Origin of the sequence: Priestia megaterium, assembly GCF_009497655.1 — a bacterium.
Lineage (GTDB): Bacteria > Bacillota > Bacilli > Bacillales > Bacillaceae_H > Priestia > Priestia zanthoxyli.
On the sequence record NZ_CP023317.1, the window covers coordinates 2,252,262 to 2,277,317 of the forward strand.

Sequence of the window (25,056 nt, forward strand, 5' to 3'; positions counted from 1 at the left end):
TTCATCATTACATATAGAGTTACCTTGAAAGGAGAGAGAAGAAAAATGCCGTTAGATCCGCATATTCAAATATTTCTAAATCAATATAACGAAATGCCCCGTCCTTCTTTAGAGGACGTTACACCCCTGCAGCTGAGGGAAATGGAAAAAATGTCTTTAACTCCTTCTAAAGAAGCAGTTAAAAAAGTATATAATGAAGAAATCCAATTAAATGAACGTACCCTCACTATACGAGTGTATGAGCCTGAAGGAACAGGGCCATTTCCCGCTCTTGTTTATTATCACGGAGGAGGCTGGGTATTAGGAAGCCTGGATACTCATGACTCCATATGCAGGTCGTATGCAAATGAAACAAACTGTATTGTAGTGTCTGTTGATTACCGCCTTGCTCCTGAGAGTAAATTTCCCGCTGCGGTGAACGATGCCTATGACGCCTTGGAGTGGATTTCAGCTCACGCGTTTCAATTAAATATTGATTCAAACAAAATTGCCGTTGGAGGAGATAGTGCCGGTGGCAACCTTGCTGCGGTTGCAAGCATTTTAGCAAAACAAAGACAAGGTCCATCCATTGTTCATCAGCTGCTTATTTATCCATCTGTAGGATTTAAAAATCAGCACCCTGCATCTATGAAAGAAAATGCCGAAGGATATCTTCTTTCAAAAGATCTTATGGATTGGTTTCGCCTTCAGTACTTAAATAATAAAGAAGAAGAACAGCATCCCTATAACGCTCCGGTATTACTAGAAGATTTATCGAGCCTGCCGAGCGCTACCATTCTTACAGCACAGTACGACCCTCTAAGAGATAGCGGAAAAGACTACGCGGACGCATTAAAAAATCATGGTGTTCCCGTCACCTACGAAAATTATGAAACAATGATTCACGGGTTTTTAGGGTTTCATGAATTTGTTCCACTCGCTCAGCAGGCGATCAATAAAAGCGCAGCTCAACTGCGTCAAGTATTTGATTCTATTTAAGGATATATAGTGTCATAAATCATATAAACTCGAAAAGAACAGCACATTGATGTGCTGTTCTTTTCTGTATTTGGAGGGAGAAAAGGTTAAAAAGAGTTTCAAAAAAATAGCCTATTATCTCTTTTAAAGTTATTTCAATGTTATAAATAAAGACAATGTTATAGAAGTTATTGAAAATGATGCTTCACAATAAAAGAAAAGATTTCATATCTTAATGAAGGTTTTTTACAAGTTGAAACAAAGTAGGTGATTAAATGTTCTATTCTAATTTTTATACTCCTTTTAACTATGCTTTCTACCCTTATTTCATGCCTTCTTTTGGACGTCCTACTGGATATGTACTGAATTCTAGTGGTGAAGTTGACAGTTGGTGGGGAAGTTATCCGTTAGGGTATCCTGCGAAAGCTCCAAAATTTTTGGGTGGGGGGCAGACGCCTATTTCAGGACCTGCAATACCATTCAGTTTCAGGGGTTATTATTGAACTGATTACAAGGGTTACTGCCGTAAAAGGTAAGAAAGATACCTACAAAATTAAAGCAGTATTTAAAGCGACTGAAAGAGATGATATTTAATTCAGTCGAGAAAGTCAATCATAGGGTCGACTTTTTATTTTAGGTAATTAACAAGTTTGATTTGGTTAATGAAGAGAAAATAATAAGTAACTAAAAGGAGGTGGAGTTATGGATTATGAACAAAAAGATTATTATATCAGTGCAAAAGAAAATGAGTATTATAAAGTAATAAATGTAGTAGGTCATATGTTAGAGGAAGCACAAAGTAATAATAAATATCCAGTATGGGGCGAAAAACTAAGAACTGAGCTAAAAGAAAGTGCTGGTAATAACCTTACTCCATGGCATTTTAATATGATAATATCCACACTTTTAGATTATGTACCTGAAGAAGTAAAAAAATAAATCTAATGCTAAGTCACTCTGAAGAGTGGCTTTTTATTATATCTATAGTATGCAAATTAAAATATGTGCTAAATAATAAATGGTAAAAAAGGTGGCTAAACAACATGCCTAAGAAGCCATCTAAGATATGTAACACAGAGGAATGTCGTCAATTAGCTTATGATACATATTGTGACAAGTGCAAAAAAGATAATCATTAAGAGTACAAGGAACAGAGAGTAGATAAGGAAGGGAAAGCCTTTTAATCTAGTAACCCATGAATTAAATTATGCAATAGGAAGAAGAGATTAAATCCTTTAGATGAAGTCTGTCTTGAAGAGGGCAGGTGTACTCCTATTGAAATAGCCTATCACCTTATAGAAGTTAAAGAGGATTGGAGTAAAACTTATAGAGTGATTGTAAAGCACATCACCATAAGGTTCACTTTGGTGTAGATGGTAAGAAGTACACGAACATTAAGAAGATAAGAGAACCTATTAGAGAATGCTTATTTACAGAAAAGCAAGTAAAAGAATTATTAAAAGCTATAGAAAGTATAATGATGGATTACATTAATTATAGGAAAGAAAATGCAGAGAATGAGAATGATTCAAAAAGAAAATTATCGAAAAACTGATAAGGGAAATAATTGAATATATAAAAAAATAACCTTTTTCGTGATATTATTTACTCGTTAAGGGGCTGTGTGTTGTGAATGAACAATTAAAACCTGAGGAAATTAGCATAGAAGTTAAACTTGAGCTTCTAAAGATATGTAATGACGTAATGAACAATATAGGGACCCCTAAAGAATTAATTAAGGACTTAGAAAAATTAGTTAGTCAAATCAATTTATCAGTTTAATGTAACACTCCATACAAAGAAAAGTTAAGGGGAGAATGCTGTGAAAAAGTTGTTAGTTGGTAGCATTTTGTTGTCTTTGAGTTTCACTATGGGAGCATGTGACCAAAGGGAAGAGAAGAACGCTGAGAATTCTAAGGAAGAAACTGCTGTAAAGCCAGAAAAAAAGACTAATGAAAGAGAATTAAATAAGAAATCTGAATCTCAACAAATTCAAGATGAACAGAAAGATTTACGTGTGCCTACGCTACAAAAGTTGAAGTAGAAAGAAAGGCTAAGGAATTAGCAGAACAAAAAGTAAAAGAAGAAGCGGAAGCTAAACGACAAGTAGAAATAGCCGAACAACAAAGACAACAAAAGATTGCCGAAGAACAACGTATAGCAGCTGAACAAGCAGAGCAAAAGAAGGAAGCGGAATCTCCAGTTAGTCAAGAAACAATCGATAATTATGAAGCAAATCAAGCTGAAACATGGGCTGAAGAGGCTGAGATTGAGGAGGAACTGAATAAGGAAGAAGAAGAAAGATTAGCTAAAGAACAGGCAGAACAAGAAGCATATGAAGCTCAAATCATTGCTGAACAAGATGCTAATTCAAAGGAACAGATTCAAAAAGAAATTGATGAAGAAGGATATAGTCAAACATCATACTATTGCGATCAAGTTATGACTGCTGTGCAAAGAGGGGATATGACTAAAGAAGAAGCTGGAGGTTGTTTGAAATAATTTAATTATAATTTCAAGAATTTCCTTTGGAATTATTTTCTTATTTCTATTGATAAAAAAACCACCTAAATGGTACAATAGACTTATAAAAACATAATGGAATGTTGTTTTCACAGAGTTCATTGACATTAAGTAAGGTGATTTTTTGAATGATAAAAAACAAGTAGGTCAGCTGATTCAAGATCTGCGAAAGATTGCGGAAATGACAACTGTCGAGTTATCAGAAGGAATTTGTACAGAAGAAGAGCTACATCGATTTGAACAAGGTGAAATTCATGCAAGCAGTGAAGTTCTCTATCATTTATCGAAACGCTTAGGGGTTCCGATGAATTATTTCTTTGAAGCAGGAGAGCTAACGCCCAACGATTATTCAAAAGAAATTAAATCGACCATTAGGCATTATATACGAAAACGCGATTATGCAACCGTGTTACATATGGTGGATAAAGAAAAAGATAATCCTATGTTTCAAGATCCTTTTCACGCACAATTTTTCCTATGGCACGAAGCCATATGTGATTATTATATTGGAAATAAATTTGAGCAAGCGCTTCGTAAATTGGAAAAAGCGATTGCGTTCACGCGTACGAGCGAACAGTTTTATTCAGAAAAAGAGATTGCTATTTTAAATAGTATTGCCATTATTTACGAAGAAGAAGGTCATTTAAAAAAAGCGTTCAGTACGTTTATGGAAGGATTGCAGCATATTGCTTTGCTTCCTAAGTTAAAAGATCCTCTTGTCAAAATTCGAATTTTATATGGATTATCACATGCGCTTTTGCAAATGGAACGTTATGAAAAGTCGGTTAAATATGCACAAGCAGGACTAGAGCTGTGTATTCAGCATGAGACGCTTTATTTATTAGGAGAACTGCACTATCAAATTGGAGAAGCACTCTGTCAGCTTGGTGAGCTTAAAGAAGGAATAGCTTACCTAGAAAAAGCTATTACTGTTTTTGAAATTGAGCAAAATGAAGCGTTTGTGACCATTATTAAAGAAGAGATGTCTAAATATCAAGAAACAAAAAAGAAGAGCTGACAGCTCTTCTTTTTTATCTCCAATACACTGGGTGTGGGTAAAACGGACGAGGACGAGGGTAAAAGTAAGGGGGGTGGTAATAAATAGGACGTGGGTAAGGGTAAGGATAAAATGGACGTGGGCGAGGATATGGATAATAACCATAAGGGAATCTTTCTTCAGTTTTTTGGGGATTGGAATAATAATCATAGCCATATTGATACTCTTCTAAAGGTTGTTCCGGGTAATATGGGTAATTCACTCTTTTCACCGCCTAAGTTTTTATGCTTTTTACTGTATTCAATATAGAAAGAATTGGAGTATGTACCCATCAAACTTTTAATTTGAAAAAGGCGGGAGACAAGGAGTATTTTGAAAGCAAAAACAAATTAACTTTCCTTCTCGTTTTCTTGTAAGTTATCAGCACCGGGAAGGTTGGGAGGTTCGAAGCTTTTAATAAAAGAAGCGTAAGCAATCGTGTCTTTAATAGGATTTACATAAGATAATGGTTGACCTCGGTAGCTGAAATTAAATGTAATCCAAGCAAAATCTTTATTATTGTTGGAAATTAGTTTTGCATTATGTATAAAAGCAGATGCGGCAATCATCGCATCCGGGCCTTTAATTTTTTTATTTGATTCTATTTTGGCTTTTCTGCGAATTTGAGCTGCTAGCTGTGCAATTTCACTTGTAACGTCTACAATCTTATCGGTCATATCGTAAATATAATGATTTTTTACTGCTTTGACTTGAGGATTTGTTTCTACTTCCCAATGCGACAGAAGTTCCATTTGTACAACGGTAGGCATTAAAAATTCCGTATTATTTGAAATAAGTTCATTAATATATTCCACAACTTCTGGATAATTAAGCGCATGTGAAGCCCAAATGTTTGTATCAATGATTACTTTTTCACCCAACACAAATCGTTCACTCCTCTCTACTAGCCATTCGCACGAGCTCTTCTAACCCAAAAGGTGAGTAAAGAGCCGCGGATTCTGAAAGCTGATTGCTTAATAGAAGCTTTTCGTATTTAGTTAATCTAGTTTTGGCAGATTTTATGAGCCTTTCTTGTGTGCCGTTTACCACTTGATCTTTTTTATCATACGTGCGTAGAACTTTATTTTGAGGTTTATATTTAAGATTTTTTTTATTCACAGGGGGTGAGGAAGGTGGTTGCGGTGAGGGTTTTGTGTAAATTTTTCCATTTATTTTTATTTTGAAGTGCTTCTGAACTTCCTTGCTGTACGTTCCTTTTTTGTCATCTACCAAGCGCTGTGCTTTCATGATATCCCTGCCTTTTATATAAATTTATATAGTATATGTGATGAAGTTTTTTCTTACTATTCCTTTTATATAAAAAGATTAAAAAAGTTAGCTGCCGGGAGTTATTGAATTAATTGATGTTTGCCTGTTGGGTGATGATCTCAGCCAATACCGGACAAAGGTTTAAAAACATGATATCGTGTAAGAGAAATAAATTAGTATAGGTTAGAGAAGGAACTAGGCAACAATACGGTGTTTTATTACCGATTTGGTCCGTCCTCATTTATGAGATTTTGCTAAAATGTAAAAACCTACATATTTCCTTCCGAGATCATCCATACTTTATTGACAAAGGAAAATTAATCATGGTATATTATCTTTAATTAAAGATATTTAAATTAAAGATAAATAACGAATGATAAACTATACGATTTATCCGGAGGAATGTAGAATGAACCACTTAAAAGGAATACACCACGTAACGGCTATTACGAGCAGCGCAGAAAAGAATTATGAATTTTTCACCTATGTGTTAGGCATGCGCTTAGTAAAAAAAACGGTCAATCAAGATGATATTCAAACGTATCATTTGTTTTTCGCAGATGATAAAGGCAGTGCCGGAACGGACATGACTTTTTTTGATTTTCCAGGAATTCCAAAAGGTTCTCACGGAACAAATGAAATTTCAAAAACATCTTTCCGCGTTCCAAATGATGAGGCTTTAGACTATTGGGTAAAGCGCTTTGATCGCTTAGAAGTGAAGCATACGGGGATTCAAGAGCTATTTGGGAAAAAGACGCTTTCGTTTGTTGATTTTGATGATCAGCAGTATCAGTTAATTTCCGATGAAGGAAATCAAGGAGTTGAATCAGGCACTCCTTGGCAAAAAGGTCCTGTACCTCTTCAATACGCTATTACGGGACTCGGTCCTATCTTTATTCGTATCGCCGAGTTTAATTACTTTAAAGAAATGATGGAAAAAGTCCTTTTATTTAAAGAGATTGCTCAAGAAGGAAATCTCCATCTATTTGAAGTAGGAGAAGGGGGAAACGGTGCGCAAGTAGTAGTCGAACACAACGAAAAACTTCCGCAGGCTCAGCAAGGTTTTGGAACGGTTCATCACGTTGCTTTTCGCGTAGAAAATCGACAGGCTCTTGAAGAATGGATTAACCGAATGCCAAGCTTCGGTTTCCATACGTCTGGTTATGTGAATCGTCACTTCTTTGAATCGTTGTATGCAAGAGTGGCTCCGCAAATTTTATTTGAATTTGCGACAGATGGACCAGGATTTATGGGAGATGAACCTTACGAAACGCTCGGAGAAAAATTATCACTTCCTCCATTTTTAGAGCCAAAACGTGCAGAAATTGAGAAGCTCGTGCGTCCGATTGATACAGTAAGAAGTACAAAAGAGTTTGTGAAAGAATAGTACACAAAAAACGCTCAAATAGCTATTTGAGTGTTTTTTGATGTTTTCTACTTTTACATATATCTGTCGCGAATGTTTACTTGAACAATGCCAATGTTCTACAAGGAAGGAGTAGGAGTGGGTTGTGCATAGCCTTCCTTATATTTTTCATCGATGTCTTTGCGAATATCTTTTATTGATTTGCCTCGGTTATAGTCGAGCATAGCTTTAGCTGCAATTTCTATACACAATCCGCATTTTGTTCCATGATCATCCCAGACAACTGCTCCATTTCTTTTGTTTTTAAAAATAAAGCAGTCATAGCTATTTTTGTGATTCGCTTCCATGCCACATCCACAGTAGCAAGGGATTTTTTCAAGTAGTTCACGATTTTTAGCAACGGATAGATAAACTAGCTTCATGTCTTTAGGCTGGTTCTTCAAAAACTGTGGTAAAACATCTGCTCCTGGAGTCTCTTCGCGAATATCAGCAACTGCAGCTTTATGATGTTCATGACCTGAATGTGCAGAAGAGTTTGTAGCAGAAGAAGTTGTTGTATTGTTTGAGCAAGCTGATAATCCAATACTTGTAGCGAGAAGCCCCAACAAAATAATTGATTTTTTCAATACAATTAACATCCTTTCATGTCAAAATAAATGATAGTTTCATCATACACGGCAGTTTATCTATGTAGATAATCAAATACCTGCTTGTTTATATCTAATTCTCTATAAGTATGCAGAGCGGTTATCGTGTATGATAGAGATGGACGAGGAAAAAACATGAAGCATGAATTTCTCATAAGGTGCGTTTTGTAAGTGATTGTACAGAAGGAGAAAGTGAACGGAGGTTAAACAGTAGTGAGTGAACAAAATCAACGTCTTTTTGAATATATTTTAGAGAATTCAGCCTCTATCAGTGAAGAATGGCTGCACCAAAGAAGTAATATTAAAGGATCGATTTACTCAAAGGACGCAGACGCATCAGTTGAGAAAAAGCTGCGCGAGCAGCATCGTTATACGATCGAAACAATTGCGAGCGGCTTTCTTGACGATCAAGAGATTTTTAAACAACGTATGATGAAATGGACGACGGAAGTAGTAAACAGCAGAATTAAATTTGATACGCCGATTTACGAAGTGGTAGAAGCGCTAAGCAAAACAAGAAAAATTATTTGGACATATGTCAAAACATATAGCCTGATACATTCATCTATTACAAAAGAAGATATACTGTCTTGGAGTGAAGTTTATCATACAACATTTGATAAACTCATTAATGAATTTTCCGAACAGTATTATAAAATCACAAGGCAAAAAATAAGTCTTCAGCAAGAGCTAATCGACGAAACGAGTTTTCCTGTTATTCCAATTGTAGACCACATCGCGGTCTTGCCTTTGGTAGGGCTTATTGATGAAATCAAAGGTGATTCCATTATCGAGGTTGTTCCAAAAAGGTGTGCAGAAAAACATATAAGGCATTTAGTCATTGACTTATCGGGTGTAAATTATGTAGATACGTATGTCGCTCACAAATTTTTTGATTTGATTAACATTTTGCAGCTGCTAGGCATCCATGCGATTATGTCAGGAGTGAGTCCTGACATGGCTCAGACGGCTGTTAATGTAGGAATCAGTTTTAATAAAATTGAAACGTTCGGACATTTAAAACAAGCGCTCTCTTCGCTTGGTGTAAAGAAAAAAGAAGAGGAATAAAGTATAGAAATGCTAGATCGAAACGGAACTGTTTGAGACCTTTACTTTCAGTTCCGTTTTTTTGTTTGTCTATATTCTGTATATGAAAATATGAAATAATATTCTGCTGCATTCAAAATTTTGTAAGCATGTCTTACAAACTCCTTTTCATATGGGGACAAATGGAAGATACTAAGGAGCAAACAAACGGCGGTTTTCTATGACAAACGTCTCGTTTAGCTCAAGAATGGAGGTGTAAAGAGAAGAATAAGAGAAGTACATAATGAGATAGTTAAAGCCTTAGATAAGTACTGATAAGCCGTGTGATTAAGGAGGAGTTCTATGAAAAAAATTTATCTTCTTTGCCTGCTTCCGTTTGTAGGAATATTAGGTTCATTGCCTTTTGTTAACAAAGTGACGCCGTTTATTTTAGGGATGCCTTTTTTTCTTTTTTGGATTGTTATGTGGGTAATCCTTACATCTTTTATTATGGGTATTGTGTACAAGCTCGATCCTGCTGTTAAAGGAGGAGATAAACAATGAATACCGCACTGATTATTATTTTCGGTTTTTTACTTTTAGCTATTTATCTTGGAATTCGAGCTACGCGGGGCAAAAAAATGGATTTAGAACAGTGGAGCGTAGGGGGCAGAGGTTTTGGAACTATTTTTGTCTTCTTTTTGATGGCGGGTGAAATCTATACTACTTTTACGTTTCTAGGTGGAAGCGCTTGGGCATATGGGAAAGGAGGGCCGGCGTTTTATATTTTAGCCTATATTTCTTTAGCGTACGTGTTAGGGTATTGGATTGGTCCGCAAATATGGCGATATGCGAAGCAGCATAAGCTTATGTCTCAGCCGGATTTTTTTGTTTCAAAATACAAAAGTCCGTTTCTTGGTATCGTTGTTTCATGTGCAGGGGTGCTGGCAATTGTTCCTTATATTATTTTACAATTCAAAGGCCTAGGTATTATTGTATCTGAAGCTTCTTATGGCTCTATCTCTTCAACTGCAGCCATTTGGATTGGAGCCATATCATTAACGGTTTACTTAATGATATCAGGCATACATGGTTCTGCTTGGACGGCTATTGTGAAAGATATTATGATTTTTATTGTTGTCTTATTTTTAGGAATATATATGCCGTTTCATTACTACGGAGGCTTACAGCCAATGTTTGAGGCTGTGCATCAAGCAAATCCAACGTTTCTTACTCTTCCCAAGACAGGTCTCAGTATTTCGTGGTTTATTTCTACAGTCATGCTGACCGTATTAGGATTTTACATGTGGCCGCATACGTTTAATGCAACGTATTCAGCTGAAAACGAGAATGTATTTAGAAAGAATTCTATTATAAGTCCTATTTATACGTTAATGCTGCTTTTTGTCTTTTTTGTAGGGTTTACTGCTCTTATGCAGGTACCTGGACTACAAGGCGCAGAAGCGGACTTGTCACTGCTTCGTCTTTCCATTCAAACATTTGACCCGTGGATTGTCGGCTTTATCGGCGCAGCTGGTTTATTAACAGCGCTTGTGCCTGGATCGATGCTCTTGATGGCAGCTTCTACGTCACTATCTAAAAACGTTTACGGCGTGCTTGTTCCCTCAGCGACGGGCAAACAAATTTCGATACTGGCTAAATGCTTCGTACCAGTCATTGCGCTTGTTTCAGTCTATTTTACAATTCATGGAGGGAATACAATTGTAACGCTTTTACTAATGGGCTACAGCATTGTGACGCAGCTGTTTCCTGCTTTTATTTTTAGTTTAATGAAAAACAATATCGTGACTAAATACGGGGCGTGTGCAGGTATTGTTGCCGGCATTGCGTCTGTGATGTATATAACGATTACTGAAACAACGCTTGGCACGTTGTTTCCTGCGTTGCCACAAATCATTAAAGATACAAATGTCGGCGTCATTTCTTTATTTATTAATTTAGTTGTATTAATGGTGGTTAGTTTAGCAACAAAAAAAATCGCCTCACAGCCGCATTTTGAAAGCGGGGCAGTAGATGGCAAACAGATTTTATGAAAATCTTTTTCCAATTGCGTTTTAAGAACATCATGAAGGGTATAAAAGTAGTGCATCACCAAAATGTTCAATATGGCTGCAAGACGTAAGCAGCCTTCTCGATAAAATGTAACGATTGCGTTGTTTTTAAACATAGGTAACGAGTGTGAAAAGCAACAAGACGTATGCCACAAGCGGTGTACGTCTTTTCTATGAAAGATATTCACCTAAAAAAGGAGATGATAACATGACATCTGAAAAAGCATTTGAGCAAAAGAAAGATCTTTTAATGAATCAAATTATTGAATCGGGTTACTTTAAAGCAGAAGACGGGAGACATTTGTACGAATTGAATTTAAGTGAACTAGAACAAACGCATCACGACCTTCAAAGCCAAAAGGTAAGAGAAGTATAATTTGAATCTTCTAGATTATTAGCAATTCAGCTGATTTCGTATATGTCTGTAAACACCAGCTGTTCAGTTTGTTCCTCCGCGATTTTTTGGTTTGAAAGCAGGCACTTTTCTTTTTCTTCCGGTGCGTTTACAACCTCGCTGTTTACAACCATATTCCTCAAACATATAACTCAACACTTAAGAAATAGGCAAATAAAAACAAAAAAAGCGCAGAAGCTGCGCTTTTTTTATTAAGTTAAAAACGAGTGGAAGCCGCTGTTTTTTTAGGTTTGCTCATTGCTTTTTTTAATACTTCAGAAAAATAGGGCTCTCCGCTAGGATTTTGCTGTCTTAGCAAGTCAATAGTTCCTTTCACGTCATCCATAGCTCTGTGAGCGTTCTCTCTCTCAATCTTATGATGGTCAAGAAGTGTTGTTAGTTTTTTGTTAGGAAAGCCGTACTCTTTCCATTTGACAGCACGCATAGAGCAGTGCCATTTTTGGTTAAATAAAGATGGATACCGTTTTAAAAGAAAACTGCGATCGAAAGAAGCATTATGAGCGATGATAGCCGAAACGCTAGTTAACAATGATTCCACTTTTTTATCGTCTAATGTTTTATTTTTGACCATCTCATTTGTAATTCCCGTTAAGTTTGTAATGTACGGGAAAATGGGAGTTGAAGGCATATTAAATTCTTCATATTCTTCTACAATGTCGATTATTTCTCCGGTAGAAGAATCATAAGAAACAACAGCAATTGCCAGTTCGATAATATCGCATGTTTGAGCACTTAATCCCGTTGTTTCAACATCTAAAACGGCTGCTAATTTCACTTGTTCAGTTGACAACTCGTCGCCCTCCCTTTCTATTTATCATTCTATTAGCTTATCATTTTTTAACAGAAAACGTTAGTAAAAAAGATGAGCAAGCATGTACACGGGTTTATTTTATACGCCCACGTGGAAAAGGAATTTACTTTTTTAAAGGAGATGACGATAGCAAAGGAGAATAGTAATATTTACTCATCTAAATTAAGTCTTCATTGAAAATAATGAAATGAAGGAAGAAGGGGATCGTTATCATGCAATTGCTGTATATGGTACTTTTTCTTGTCTTAATTTTTTGGGGAATTACATCTTTTATTCATTACAGGAATCAAACTATTAAAGTTCGTTTGAACAAACATTATACGAATGCAGTAGAATGGATTGAAGCTGTTAAACAAGAGCTGGAAAAGCAAGGGAAATCCGTGAGTTATGAAGGGGATTTCTTGTTTAAAATTGATGAAAAACCTTATGAAATCGCAGCGCGCAATATGTCTATTTGGAGCACGTCGCTCTATCATATCTTGCTGCATCGTCAAAAAGAACATTCTTAAATTTACTTGCATACAAAGGTTATCACTTCTCGTCTATCGAGAAGTGATTTTTTTATCTTTCTGTATCCATAATGGGGAATTTTTTGTTTTTATATAATAGTAATACGGAAAAGGTGGTTCTAATTCCCTAAAAAAATACGCTTCATACAGTTTTAGTTGTGGTTATCGATTTGGCATGGAATTTGCATACGCAAGAAGGGTTTATCAGACATTTTAATTGTCAGGCAAAGAAAACTAGTTACATACTATAAAACTATTTTACATTATCTACTAGAATCAAAAAATTTTAATAATATAGTAAAATGTAGTTGACCTTCCTAGTTTTAGAATATAAAATAAATCTTGCTAATAGTTTGAAAATTCTAAAATGGAGGGGTTTACTTGAAAAGCTGGAAAAAGATTTTGGGGACATCTTTTCTTGCCACAACTGTTACATTAAGCGGAGTGGGACCAGTACTTATGAATGGAAGTACTGCTTCAGCTAAAACCGCACAATCGGAGGAACTTCCGAGTTCACCAATTGATATGAATACAGTACCGGAAGAAAGATTGGCTAACGCACTGAAAAACCAAGGAGTTATTTCTCAAAGTGCAACACCGCAAGAAGTGAAGAAAGCCGTTACTTCTTACATAAACAAAAAAGATGCACATAAAGAGAGCATGAAAGGACATAAAGCTAGCAAAATTGATTTGAAAGCGAAAGAAATGCAAACAAAACAAAAAGAAAAGTTTCAACGAGGCGAATTTGCTAACATTAAGTCTCAAGGAAACAATTCGGGGAACGGGGTAAACGTTAAACCTGCAGCTCAGGCAAAATATAACGGACAAGTGAGAAAAGATAAAGTTCTTGTACTTTTAGTCGAATACGCAGACTTTAAGCACAATAATGTCGTTCAAGAACCTGGTTACATGTATGCAAAAGACTTTAACCGAAATCACTATCAGCAATTAATGTTTGGAAAGAAAGACTTTACGCTATTCAACGGAAAGAAAATTAAAACGTTTAAACAATATTATGAAGAACAGTCTGGAGGTAGTTACACAGTAGATGGAACGGTTTCTGACTGGTTAACCGTACCTGGAAACGCAAAAGAATACGGAGCAGACAATCCAGCGGGAGGAAACGATAATGCGCCTGGATCTAAAGGGCCTCGTAACCTTGTAAAAGAAGCGCTTGCTGCAGCAGCAAAAAGCGGCATTAACCTTTCAGATTATGATCAGTTCGATCAATATGATATCGATGGAGATGGCAACCGCAATGAGCCTGACGGCATAGTGGATCACTTAATGGTCATTCATGCTGGAACTGGGCAAGAAGCAGGTGGAGGTAAACTAGGAAACGATGCTATCTGGTCTCACCGCTCTACTTTGGGACAAGTATATAAAGTTCCTGGAACAAACATGGCTGCTTATGATTATACAATCGAACCAGAAGACGGAGCAGTTGGGGTTTTTGCTCATGAATTTGGCCATGATTTAGGTTTGCCGGATGAGTATGATACACAGTATACGGGTCAAGGTGAGCCGGTAGGCGTTTGGTCAATTATGAGCGGAGGGAGCTGGGCTGGTGAAGTAGCTGGAACAGAACCGACAAGTTTCTCCCCGCAAAATAAAGAATTTTTCCAAGCAAATATGGGTGGAAACTGGGCAAATATTCAACAAATCGACAGCAAAAACATTACAAAATCGGGCTCTGTGAGCGTGGTTGATCAAAGTGTCACAAAATCTAACCGACCAGGTATTGTAAAGATTAATTTACCTAAAAAAGCTGTTCAAGGGATTAAGCCTGAGTTTGGAAGCAACTATTATTACAGTAAACGCGGAGACGATCTGCATACGACGATGACAACGCCAGAGTTTGATTTAACAACAGCCAACACAGCTAAATTTAATTACAAAGCGTTCTATGAAGTAGAGGCAGAATACGATTACTTATATGTAAATGCGATTCTTCCTGACGGTTCAAAAGTTCTGTTAGATACAATTGGTGATAAAGCGAATAATGCAGATGGTTCTGCTGAAACATCTAACGGAAAATGGGAAGATAAAAGTTATGACTTAACGCAGTTTAAAGGTAAAAAAATCAAGCTTCAATTTGAATACGTCACGGACGGCGGACTTGCTCTTCAAGGATTCGCTCTTGATAATGCTAGTTTAGTAGTAGATGGAAAAACGGTATTCACGGACGATGCTGAAGGAGCTCCAAAAGTAACGTTAGATGGATTTGAAAAGACAAACGGCATCAGCTATAAAGATAACTATTATTACCTTGAGTGGAGAAACTATGCAGGCAGTGATAAAGCACTTCAATTCGCGCGCGGTGCAAAATATAATACAGGCATGCTGCTTTGGTACGCAGATGAAAGCTATCTTGATAACTGGGTAGGACAACATCCGGGTGAAGGATTCCTTGGTGTAGTTGATTCACATGCTCATAAAGTTCTTTACTTTAATGTGAATGGTATTAGCACTACAGCAAATTCAAGCCGATATCAAATTGCAGACGCGGCGTTCTCATTTGATAAATCACCTGCTTGGTCATATTCTCATAAAACGTGGGGAACGATTTCATCTAAAGAATCAAACGGCGTTACAAGCTTTAACGACAAAAAATCGTATTTAGATGAAAGAATTAAAGATGCAGGCCGCTTGCTTCCTCAAAACGGATTAAAATTAGACGTAATTGGTGAAGCGAAAGACAATTCAGCTGGTGCTGTATGGATTCATAAGTAAAATTGAACGTATTAAAAAGATCTGAAGAGCGTATTCTTCGGATCTTTTTGTGTATCATAAAATCAAAATAAACTATGAGCTAAATAATCAAAGACGCTAAGCCCGTTTAAAAAATAGAAAAAAGGGAATTTTCAACAGTGAATAATTGTTATTATGTCATGAAATTCATCCATATAATCAATACTAATAGGTAAAGAAAATATTGAAAAGGAGTTCTAACTATGAGCTATCGTATCGAAAGAGATTCAATTGGAGAAATCAAAGTGGCAGAAGATAAACTATGGGGAGCGCAGACGCAAAGAAGTAAAGAAAACTTTCCGATAGGAATTGAAAAAATGCCGATTGAAGTAATACGCGCTTTTGCGGTTTTAAAGAAAAGTGCGGCTATTAGTAATCATAAACTAGGCAAACTATCAGCAGGGAAATCGGAAGCCATCGTACAAGCTGCTAACGAAATTATTGAAGGGAAATGGAATGAACATTTTCCTTTAGTGGTATGGCAGACAGGAAGCGGAACGCAATCAAACATGAATGTAAATGAAGTGATTTCCCACCGTGGAAACCAGCTAATAAATGGCGACGAAACGCTCCATCCAAATGATGATGTCAATATGTCACAAAGCTCTAACGATACTTTCCCTACAGCTCTTCATATTGCAGCTGTACTAGAAGTCGAAGATCAATTATTGCCTGCTCTAAAAACATTAAAAGAAACGTTCGCTGCGAAGCAAGAGCAGTTTAAAGATATTATTAAAATAGGAAGAACCCATTTGCAGGATGCTACACCGCTAACACTAGGACAAGAAATTAGCGGATGGCATCATATGCTCGAAAAGAACGAAGAAATGATTAAACAAAGCGTAGAGTATATGAAGGAATTAGCTATTGGCGGTACAGCTGTTGGGACGGGGATAAATGCACATCCTGACTTCGGTGCTGAAGTAGCGAAAGAAATCAGCAGCACGCTTGGAAAAACATTTATCTCAGCACCTAATAAATTTCATGCATTAACAAGTCATGATCAAGTGGTTTATGCCCACGGTGCACTCAAAGCCTTAGCAGCTGACTTAATGAAAATCGCCAATGACGTACGCTGGCTGGCAAGCGGTCCTCGGAGCGGACTAGGCGAAATTACAATTCCTGCTAACGAACCAGGAAGTTCTATTATGCCTGGAAAAGTAAATCCAACTCAAAGTGAAGCTCTAACAATGGTTTCTGCACAAGTGCTTGGGAATGACGTGACGATTGGCATTGCGGCTAGTCAAGGAAACTTTGAATTAAATGTATTTAAGCCGGTTATTATTTATAATTTTTTACAATCAGTCAGACTGCTGACAGATTCCATGCAGGCTTTTAACGATAAATGCGCAGTAGGAATTGAACCCAACAAAGAAAAAATTCAGCATAATCTAGAAAATTCTCTTATGCTTGTAACAGCATTAAATCCGCACATAGGTTATGAAAACGCGGCTAAAATCGCCAAACTGGCTCATCAAGAAGGAACCACATTAAAAGAAGCAGCGGTCAAAACAGGACTCCTGACAGAAGAACAATTTGAGCGATGGGTAAATCCTGCGAATATGATTCATCCATCAGAATAAAAAAAGAAGCCAAGCATTCCGAGCTGCTTGGCTTCTTTTTTTAATAAAATAAACATTGTTCTAAATAAACATATAAAAGAAACTGCGGATTAAAAGAAATTTTACACGTCCTTATACTAGATTCAAGTACATAAGATTAGGGTACTTACATATTTATAAAGGAGGGATTCACGTGACGTACGAAGTGAAGTTTTATTTTGGAAATGAAAAATCAATCAGTACATTGGTTGAATCAGAAAATGTAAAAGAGCTTGAGGAATCTATTATTCATACGCAAGGATGGTATCGTTATTATGATAAAAAACACGAAGCTTATTTAGCTATTCAAATGAGCAACGTTTTACACATTGTTATAAAAGAATATCAGGATCCGGAAAAACAGGGGTTTTAAAGTATTCGTCGTATACATAAGGAAGCTAGCAAAAGAGGTGAAAACTATGCAAAGGCGACACTCAAATAATCCTATTATTCTCGACGTTTCTCATCATCAAGGAATCATTAATTGGAAAGAAATAAAAAACACCTCAGTAAAAGGGGTGTATATAAAGTTAACAGAAGGCGGAACTTTTGTAGACCCTAGATCCTATGAAAATTATATAGGTGCCAAAAATGCGGGCTTGAGAGTAGGATTTTATCATTATGCTCACTGTACAAATAGTCCGGAAAAAGAAGCTGCTTTTTTTATTACTCAGCTCGGACAAATGAAACTAGACCTTCCTCCATGTTTGGATCTAGAAGAAGATAAGAAAAAGTCCAAAGAGTTTATTTCTCGCTTTGCCGTAAGCTGGCTCGAGCATGTTCACAAAACAACAGGGATTAAGCCTATCGTATATACGAACTATCATTTTGCTAAAACTTTTTTTACAAACGAAATAAGTAAGTATCCTTTGTGGGTAGCAAGATATAGTGCAGCCAACAGACAAGGCGGTATGCAGCACCCTGGTGAGCTAAGTCAGTGGCAGCGATGGGCAATGTTTCAGTATACGGATTCTGGCAGAGTAAAAGGAATTTCTACAAACGTGGATATAAATGAAATGGACTCCTCATTTTTTAAAGAAGTCACAACAAATCTCTCTATGACGAATAATACAAAAGGACCCTTTGTGTATTCTAAAGGTGATAGAGGGTTAGGAGTCAAACAAATTCAGCAAAACTTACTTGCACTAGGTTTTTCTCTTCCGAAGTTTGGAGCAGACGGTTTCTATGGAGATGAATTAATTGCTGCGGTGAAAAAATTCCAGAATCGATATGGCCTTTTTTCAGATGGGATAGCAGGAGCGGACACACTGCCGCGTCTTGTTAAAGAAGTGAATAATCTGAATAATCTGGTTTGAGAGATTACCTGATAGGGAAAAGTCACTGTAAGATTCAAAAAGGTACAAGGAAGGAGCTATTATGAGAAAACGAAAACAAAAAGCATTGATATCAGGTATTACCCTATCAACTGTAGGAGTCGGCATTACGTCTTATATACTAAGCGATGCTGCGAAACGACGAAAAGTAAAAGGACTTGTTCGAAGTGCCAAAGTAAAACTTTCAAGTTTATCTAAAAAACAGCAGGTAAATGCTAGCCTAAATAAAGATGTGCATTCAGATCCTACGTACGTTTCTGAAAGCAATATGATTTCAGAAGGACCTATGTATCAAGATCAGCATAGATAATAAAAAAACTAGTCTTGCCTCGGGCAAGACTAGTTTTTTTATTAATTTTATAAATAGCAGCGCTTATTCATGTTACACTCTCTATATAAGGGAATTATTTCACGCATATTTACAAGTAAAGGAGGAATAGAAGGAGTGGTTAGTAGCGGACTATTTGTTAACTTATGTATTTTTTCGTTTTTTGTCAGTATTATGATTGCGATACGAATATTTTTGTTACAGCGTCTAGCCCATAAATACAAGTGGATGAGTGGTATTTATGCAAGTATTGTTTCTGCTATTCTTATGGTATATAGCGTTACGTATCAACAGATTACATATGATTTACGTTTTCTTCCTCTTATTTTGACCGTTTTATACTTTGGTTATAGAGCCGGTGCAGTTGCAGGTATTACTATGGCCGTGTGCAGTATCTATTTAGAAAGTCATTGGTTACTGACTATCTTAATTTTAATTTTTACCTTTTTGTTTTCCCTTCCTCTTATTCGATATAGAAAGCAGTTTTCTTTATTAAAACAATCTCTTCTTTGTTTTTTTATTCATTTTATCGTTCATGTCTTACTGACAAATTACTTCTGGAATACACCTATTCAGTCGCCGTTTTATAGCGAAGTAGAATATTTAGTGTTCGGAATTCTCGGACTGGGAATAGCCGTAGCGACGATAGAATTTTATCGTAAATTTTACGCTGTAGCAGAAGAAGCTGCTTATGCTGGATCAGATTCATGTAAGGATGAAGAAGATTCTTTTTTTATCAGAATAATGAAAAAAGAATTAGAATATACGAAAGAACAGCTGGAGTCTTTTATTAATCATCACATGGATGCGGTGATCATAACTGATTTAGAAGGGCGGATCTTGCGAGTTAATGAAGCCTACGAAAAAGTATATGGTTGGAAAGCCCACGAAGTCATTGGGAAAAAATATTACGATATAGCAGGAGCTTTTAGTGAGGACGTACATGAGAATATAAAAAAGACGGTTGCTGAAAAAGAGGCAATCAATCGAGTAGAAGTAGTAAGAGCTCGTAAAGATGGAAGTTTAGTAGACCTTCGCATCACTATTTCGCCGATTTTTAATGGCAAAGATGAGTTGGTAGGTTTGTCTGGAGTATGTGTGGATATATCTGAAGCTAAAAAAGCTAAACAAGAGCTTGACTTGTTACATCGTAAGCTTAAGGAAAGTGAGTTAAAGTACCGCACGTTATTTGAATATGCAAACGACGCAATTTACTTACTTGAAATAGGTTCGAATCATTTTCCTTCTCGTTTTATTGAAGTAAATGAAGCCGGCTGTAAGCGCTTTGGATATACGAGAGAAGAGCTTTTATCCATGCCTTGCCACCATATTATACCTAGAGATTCTGACATTGTTCAAAAAACAGTCGAAGAAATTCGCCAAGGAAATCTTTCTTTTACGCTGCAATCACAGTTTACATTTAAGTCTGGCGAAATAAAAAAACTAGAATATAGTGGAAAGCTGTTCAATATAGAAAACAAAAAAGTGCTTCTTATTGTTTCAAGAGACAGAACAGAGTACTTAAAAACAGAAGAGCTGCTGCAGAAATCTGAGAAATTAGCAGCGGTCGGGCAGCTTGCTACAGCTATTGCTCATGAAATTAGAAATCCTTTAACGGCCATCAAAGGGTTTATGCAGCTATTAACTGAAAAAGCGAGTAAAGAAGAGTTAACCTATATGAATATTATATCCTCTGAAATTGAGCGTATTGAAATGATTACAGATGAATTCATGTCAGTGGCAAAACCACAGGCCGTAACATTTCAGTCAATTGATTTGCGGCTGTTAATTCAACAAGTGATTTTATTGCTGCAGCCTCAAGCAACCATGAAAAACATTTTTATTGAACTTCACTCATATGGAGAATTGCCTCTTGTATATTGTGAAAGCAATCAAATGAAACAGGTGTTTATAAATATTCTTAAAAATGCGATTGAAGCAATGCCTTCCGGAGGCGAAATTAAAGTTGAGCTGAGACAAAAAGACAACAATCACCTTCATATTCAAATTATTGATGAAGGTGTAGGAATTTCAAAAGATCGCATTAAACATTTAGGTGAACCATTTTACAGTATTAAAGAAGACGGTATTGGGTTAGGGTTAATGATCTGCTTTAATATTATCCAGCAGCATAAAGGAACTCTTAGTATTGAAAGTGAAGTAAACAAAGGGACGAATGTGGAAATTTGTTTACCGTTAAAATAAAAGGTAATCAGTTAAAGGCAGAAGAAATTTTGCAACAAGTTGTTTAGTAAAGTTATAATATTCTATGTTGGAGCAAAATAAGCAAAGGAGTGGTTACGATTAAACAGAAAAAGTGGATTAACATATTTCGTATTCTGTATATTATTTTTGCTATTATTGCGATTGGAGCATCTTTTGGAGACTATTCTTTTGGGCTGAATAATCCCCGCATAGTCAGTTTAACGGCTCTCGTTTTGGCGGTTATTTGTATTGTTCCGTATTACATACTTCGCTTTAAAGAACAAGCTTCTAAAAGTAAATAAGTTAATATTTGTTATCTTAAAAGAGGATGGGACAAAAGTATTTTAGTTGAAGGAAGATCCGAACGATTCATCGTTCGGATTTTTTTGCTATGGTGAACATGGGTTTAATTTAGCTGGTTGCTTCTAGCGGTTGATTGGAGTGATTTCGTTATGTCTCAATCTCTTTTTATCGTCATAAAAGGGCGATAAATGGGCGAGCATTTTTCCTAGCCTGTACATATGCTATAGAGTAAACAGGCTACGGAGGTGAAGTGAAATGGGATTTTGTAACTGGGGTTACGGCGGTGGTTATGGCTACGGCGGTTACGGCGGCTACGGTAATTACGGTGGCGGTTTTGCATTAATCGTTGTACTATTTGTTTTATTAGTTATCGTTGGTTGTACATGTTTCAAATAAAAAAAAGCACGAATCTGCAAAGATTTTAGTAGATTCGTGCTTTTTTATGTTCATAAGAAGGGCAGTACTATAATAAAATAATGTTGTGCACATACATAAAAAACATATAAAAAATTTAATTAATAGATTAAAAAAATAAAAAAATGAAGAGGAAGAGTAGATTTAAGCTGCAAAAAGGGTCTGAAATTTATAATTTTCCTTATAAGTAATTTTTGTAAAATGCTTAATAGAACTGATAGTAAGACCGAATAACACTACCTAGACCGCTAGTTTTTATCAGCTGACTAGAAGAATTATTTTACTTGTATGAAAATCAACGTAAATGATTTTCATATAGTTTAAATAGGTAAAAAAGACTTATTGTAGAGTTTTTATTTTTAATTTTCATAATAATAGGAATATTAAAATAATATATAGACGTAGTAATTTTTAGTTGCTATAATGTTGCTAATTATCACAATTAACAGAAAAATTGAGGTAATTAAATTTACTAGGGATAGGGAGAAAAAACTATGAAAAAGAAAAAACAGGCTTTAAAGGTATTATTATCAGTTGGTATTCTTTCTTCATCATTTGCTTTTGCACATACGAGCAGTGCTGCGCCAAATAATGTACTTTCAACTGAAAAGTATAACAAAGAAATCAAATCTCCTGAGTTTATTTCCGGAAAGCTTTCAGGACCGTCATCACAGAAGGCTCAAGACGTTGTATTTCACTATATGAATACAAATAAAGACAAATATAAATTAGGAAATGAAAATGCTCAAAACTCATTTAAAGTAACAGAAGTGGTGAAAGATCCTGTGGAACAAGCAACCGTGGTACGCTTGCAGCAAGTATATAATAATATTCCTGTTTGGGGATCTACTCAATTAGCACACGTAGCGACAGATGGAACCTTAAAAGTTGTATCAGGTACAGTAGCTCCTGATTTAGATAAAAAGGAAAAATTAAAAGGACAGAAGCAAGTTGACAGCAAAAAGGCGATTCAAGCAGCTGAAAAAGACTTAGGATTTAAGCCGACGTATGAAAAATCTCCTTCATCTGAACTGTATATTTATCAAAATGGTTCAGACACTACATATGCTTATGTAGTAAATTTAAATTTCTTAAATCCTGAACCAGGCAACTATTATTACTTTGTTGATGCTACTAGCGGTAAAGTACTGGATAAGTACAATACAATTGATTCCGTAGCTGGTTCAAAAGCCGACGTGAAGCAAGCGGCAAAACCGGCAGCGAAACCTGTAACAGGCACAAATGCCATTGGCTCAGGGAAAGGAGTGCTTGGAGATACTAAATCCTTAAAGACAACGTTATCTGGTTCTACGTACTACTTACAAGATAATACAAGAGGCGCTACAATCTATACGTACGATGCAAAAAATCGTACATCTCTTCCGGGTACGCTATGGGCAGATACCGATAATACGTACAATGCAACCCGCGATGCAGCTGCAGTAGATGCTCACTATTATGCAGGCGTGACATATGATTATTATAAAAACAAGTTTAACCGCAACTCCTATGACAATGCAGGAGCTCCGCTAAAATCGACTGTTCATTATAGCAGCGGCTACAACAATGCGTTTTGGAATGGCTCTCAAATGGTATATGGAGATGGAGATGGAACTACTTTTGTTCCGCTATCAGGAGGATTAGATGTTATCGGACATGAATTGACGCATGCGGTCACAGAAAGAAGTTCTAATTTAATCTATCAATATGAATCAGGTGCATTAAACGAAGCAATTTCCGATATTTTCGGAACATTGGTAGAATACTATGACAACCGCAATCCAGATTGGGAAATTGGAGAAGATATTTATACGCCTGGAACAAGCGGTGATGCCCTTCGTTCAATGAGCAACCCAGCGAAATACGGAGATCCGGATCATTATTCAAAGCGCTATACAGGTTCTAGTGACAACGGCGGAGTTCATACAAACAGTGGTATTATCAACAAAGCTGCTTACTTGCTAGCTAACGGAGGAACGCATTACGGCGTTACTGTAACAGGCATCGGCGGCGATAAGCTAGGAAAAATTTATTACCGTGCTAATACGCTATACTTCACTCAATCTACAACGTTTAGCCAAGCGCGTGCAGGTTTAGTACAAGCTGCTGCTGATCTATACGGTTCAGGATCTCAAGAAGTAATTTCAGTAGGCAAGTCATTTGACGCAGTTGGTGTTCAATAAGTTATAAACCAAAAGTCGCAAGATAAATGAGGTATCTTACGACTTTCTATACTACCTTACTACCAATAAAGGAGTACTCGTATAAATATATTACAGTACTCCTTTATTTTATGTTAATAAATCAGGAAGATAGATTTCTTCTCAATTCATAAAAATCCGCTTCTTATTCCTCCCTTTTATATCCATTCGAATTATACCGTTGTTTGTTAAATGAAGAGGACCCGTTTTAGTAAACGGTCTTATTATAAAATGTTATAATAAAGAAAAGAATTGAATACATACATATGAAAAAGGAGTGGAGGAATCAATGGATAAAATTGCTGTTATTTCAGATATCCACGGAAATCTCCCTGCATTAGAAGCAGTTTTAGCTGACATACAACAACGAGATATCCATCGCATCATTTGTCTAGGTGATTTAGTAGGAAAAGGACCGGATTCAAGTAAAGCAATTGATATCATAAAAGAAAAGTGCGAAGTAACAGTAATGGGGAACTGGGATGACTTCATTACAAAGCCTGCGGAATTTGAAGCGTTAAAATGGCATCAAGAGAAGTTAAGTTCAAACCAAGAAGCATACTTAAAGGAACTTCCTTTTTCTGTTGAGTTTATGATGAGCGGGAAATTAATTAGAATGTTTCACGCTTCACCTAGAAGTCTTTATGACCGAATTCAACCCTGGGATTCACTTGAAAAGCGCCTTAGTCTATTTGCTAATACGGAATATACGGAAAATATAAAAGGATCAAGAGAACCGGATGTCATCTGTTACGGAGATGTACATAATGCATTTATTCAACATATTAAAGGGAAAACGCTGTGTAATGTAGGAAGTGTAGGAAACCCGCTTGATTTACCACAAGCTTCCTATCTTATCTTAGAAGGAAAGGATCAAGGCGAAAGTCCTTCAGCATTTTCTATTCAATTTGTGCGTATTCCATACGATATTGAAAAAGCAATCGAATTGGCGAGAGCTGTAGAGATGCCGGACTTTGAACCCTACGTTCAAGAATTAAAAACAGCTCGCTATAGAGGACTAAAAAATTAAGAGTAGAATGTATCTTAACCTTCAGCATAAATGCTGGAGGTTTTTTAGTTGAGTAAATGAGAGGTTTTTCAACATCATTAGTATGATACATACAAATAGAAGTTATTCAGGTGAGTTTAAAGAAGGGAAAACTTGGAGAAAAACATACAGCATTTGAAAGGAAATAAATTTTATTTTATGAAGACAATATGAAGAGGGCAATTCCATTTGAACATAAAGTTATGCAAAAATGCCCCTGAAAAGCTGGTTTTAACATAA

The 25,056-nt window shown here is 36.3% G+C and carries 24 protein-coding genes; 21 read left to right on the forward strand and 3 right to left on the reverse strand.

The genetic code is table 11. The annotated features are described in order from the left end of the window. Positions 1 to 45: 45 nt before the first annotated feature. The 5 genes from CEQ83_RS11280 to CEQ83_RS11300 all read left to right on the forward strand — a co-directional run bounded on the left by CEQ83_RS11280 (position 46) and on the right by CEQ83_RS11300 (position 4,498). Positions 46 to 978, forward strand: a complete 933-nt coding sequence (locus CEQ83_RS11280; RefSeq protein ID WP_098112591.1) for an alpha/beta hydrolase — start codon at positions 46 to 48, stop codon at positions 976 to 978. A gap of 681 nt (positions 979 to 1,659) precedes the next feature. Further along, positions 1,660 to 1,896: a hypothetical protein gene (locus tag CEQ83_RS11285; protein WP_223546589.1), complete on the forward strand. Its 237-nt coding sequence runs from the start codon at positions 1,660 to 1,662 to the stop codon at positions 1,894 to 1,896. Positions 1,897 to 2,586: 690 nt separating this feature from the next. Beyond that, on the forward strand, positions 2,587 to 2,739 hold the full coding sequence (locus CEQ83_RS11290; protein ID WP_155017243.1) for a hypothetical protein: 153 nt from the start codon (positions 2,587 to 2,589) through the stop codon (positions 2,737 to 2,739). Positions 2,740 to 2,779: 40 nt separating this feature from the next. Beyond that, complete coding sequence (locus CEQ83_RS11295; protein ID WP_155017244.1) at positions 2,780 to 3,001, forward strand: hypothetical protein; 222 nt, start codon at positions 2,780 to 2,782, stop codon at positions 2,999 to 3,001. 603 nt (positions 3,002 to 3,604) lie between these two features. After that, complete coding sequence (locus tag CEQ83_RS11300; protein WP_028413387.1) at positions 3,605 to 4,498, forward strand: helix-turn-helix domain-containing protein; 894 nt, start codon at positions 3,605 to 3,607, stop codon at positions 4,496 to 4,498. 368 nt (positions 4,499 to 4,866) lie between these two features. Here CEQ83_RS11300 and CEQ83_RS11310 read toward each other — a convergent pair whose 3' ends face one another. Then, a complete protein-coding gene (locus tag CEQ83_RS11310) occupies positions 4,867 to 5,400 on the reverse strand; it encodes a PIN domain-containing protein (RefSeq protein ID WP_047750993.1) in 534 nt (177 codons plus the stop codon). Between the two features lie 794 nt (positions 5,401 to 6,194). Here CEQ83_RS11310 and CEQ83_RS11320 point away from each other — a divergent pair. Further along, positions 6,195 to 7,172, forward strand: a complete 978-nt coding sequence (locus tag CEQ83_RS11320) for a ring-cleaving dioxygenase (protein ID WP_028413383.1) — start codon at positions 6,195 to 6,197, stop codon at positions 7,170 to 7,172. A gap of 98 nt (positions 7,173 to 7,270) precedes the next feature. Here the strand turns inward: CEQ83_RS11320 and CEQ83_RS11325 are convergent, their stop codons facing one another. Further along, positions 7,271 to 7,777, reverse strand: a complete 507-nt coding sequence (locus tag CEQ83_RS11325) for a PCYCGC motif-containing (lipo)protein (protein ID WP_028413382.1) — start codon at positions 7,775 to 7,777, stop codon at positions 7,271 to 7,273. A 234-nt stretch (positions 7,778 to 8,011) separates the two neighbouring features. Between CEQ83_RS11325 and CEQ83_RS11330 the strand changes: the two genes are divergently transcribed. The 4 genes from CEQ83_RS11330 to CEQ83_RS11345 all read left to right on the forward strand — a co-directional run bounded on the left by CEQ83_RS11330 (position 8,012) and on the right by CEQ83_RS11345 (position 11,272). After that, positions 8,012 to 8,866 carry an STAS domain-containing protein gene (locus CEQ83_RS11330; RefSeq protein WP_028413381.1) on the forward strand — a complete coding sequence of 285 codons (855 nt, stop codon included), beginning with the start codon at positions 8,012 to 8,014 and terminating at the stop codon, positions 8,864 to 8,866. Between the two features lie 321 nt (positions 8,867 to 9,187). After that, entirely contained in the window at positions 9,188 to 9,388 is a 201-nt protein-coding gene (locus tag CEQ83_RS11335) for a DUF3311 domain-containing protein (RefSeq protein ID WP_028413380.1), read from the forward strand. Continuing rightward, complete coding sequence (locus tag CEQ83_RS11340) at positions 9,385 to 10,878, forward strand: sodium:solute symporter family protein (protein ID WP_099330985.1); 1,494 nt, start codon at positions 9,385 to 9,387, stop codon at positions 10,876 to 10,878. The genes CEQ83_RS11335 and CEQ83_RS11340 overlap by 4 nt, the downstream gene beginning before the upstream one ends. 226 nt (positions 10,879 to 11,104) lie before the next feature. Then, positions 11,105 to 11,272, forward strand: a complete 168-nt coding sequence (locus CEQ83_RS11345; RefSeq protein WP_080754423.1) for a Fur-regulated basic protein FbpA — start codon at positions 11,105 to 11,107, stop codon at positions 11,270 to 11,272. Positions 11,273 to 11,507: 235 nt separating this feature from the next. On the opposite strand, the gene CEQ83_RS11350 is transcribed toward CEQ83_RS11345, so the two are convergent. Then, positions 11,508 to 12,101 (reverse strand): exonuclease domain-containing protein, encoded by a 594-nt coding sequence (locus CEQ83_RS11350; protein ID WP_028413378.1) that lies wholly within the window; start codon positions 12,099 to 12,101, stop codon positions 11,508 to 11,510. Positions 12,102 to 12,334: 233 nt separating this feature from the next. Between CEQ83_RS11350 and CEQ83_RS11355 the strand changes: the two genes are divergently transcribed. From CEQ83_RS11355 to CEQ83_RS11405, 11 genes are all read left to right on the forward strand, one after another. Beyond that, on the forward strand, positions 12,335 to 12,631 hold the full coding sequence (locus CEQ83_RS11355) for a hypothetical protein (protein WP_028413377.1): 297 nt from the start codon (positions 12,335 to 12,337) through the stop codon (positions 12,629 to 12,631). A gap of 381 nt (positions 12,632 to 13,012) precedes the next feature. Continuing rightward, positions 13,013 to 15,364 carry an immune inhibitor A domain-containing protein gene (locus CEQ83_RS11360; RefSeq protein ID WP_099330986.1) on the forward strand — a complete coding sequence of 784 codons (2,352 nt, stop codon included), beginning with the start codon at positions 13,013 to 13,015 and terminating at the stop codon, positions 15,362 to 15,364. Between the two features lie 221 nt (positions 15,365 to 15,585). Beyond that, entirely contained in the window at positions 15,586 to 16,965 is a 1,380-nt protein-coding gene (gene fumC, locus CEQ83_RS11365) for a class II fumarate hydratase (RefSeq protein ID WP_155017245.1), read from the forward strand. 172 nt (positions 16,966 to 17,137) lie between these two features. Then, positions 17,138 to 17,356, forward strand: coding sequence for a hypothetical protein (locus CEQ83_RS11370; protein ID WP_108674720.1), 219 nt, complete (start codon positions 17,138 to 17,140; stop codon positions 17,354 to 17,356). A gap of 46 nt (positions 17,357 to 17,402) precedes the next feature. Beyond that, a complete protein-coding gene (locus tag CEQ83_RS11375) occupies positions 17,403 to 18,299 on the forward strand; it encodes a GH25 family lysozyme (RefSeq protein ID WP_155017246.1) in 897 nt (298 codons plus the stop codon). Between the two features lie 61 nt (positions 18,300 to 18,360). Further along, positions 18,361 to 18,627 (forward strand): hypothetical protein, encoded by a 267-nt coding sequence (locus CEQ83_RS11380; RefSeq protein ID WP_013083129.1) that lies wholly within the window; start codon positions 18,361 to 18,363, stop codon positions 18,625 to 18,627. A 135-nt stretch (positions 18,628 to 18,762) separates the two neighbouring features. Next, the gene (locus CEQ83_RS11385) at positions 18,763 to 20,850 is read left to right on the forward strand and encodes a PAS domain S-box protein (protein WP_155017247.1); all 2,088 of its coding nucleotides are present in this window, start codon (positions 18,763 to 18,765) and stop codon (positions 20,848 to 20,850) included. Between the two features lie 89 nt (positions 20,851 to 20,939). Continuing rightward, positions 20,940 to 21,152, forward strand: coding sequence for a hypothetical protein (locus CEQ83_RS11390; protein WP_013083131.1), 213 nt, complete (start codon positions 20,940 to 20,942; stop codon positions 21,150 to 21,152). Between the two features lie 256 nt (positions 21,153 to 21,408). Continuing rightward, positions 21,409 to 21,549, forward strand: a complete 141-nt coding sequence (locus CEQ83_RS11395) for a YjcZ family sporulation protein (protein ID WP_013057023.1) — start codon at positions 21,409 to 21,411, stop codon at positions 21,547 to 21,549. A 512-nt stretch (positions 21,550 to 22,061) separates the two neighbouring features. Continuing rightward, positions 22,062 to 23,750 (forward strand): M4 family metallopeptidase, encoded by a 1,689-nt coding sequence (locus CEQ83_RS11400; protein ID WP_115653873.1) that lies wholly within the window; start codon positions 22,062 to 22,064, stop codon positions 23,748 to 23,750. Between the two features lie 307 nt (positions 23,751 to 24,057). Then, entirely contained in the window at positions 24,058 to 24,798 is a 741-nt protein-coding gene (locus tag CEQ83_RS11405; RefSeq protein WP_028413369.1) for a metallophosphoesterase family protein, read from the forward strand. The last annotated feature ends 258 nt before the right edge of the window (positions 24,799 to 25,056 follow it).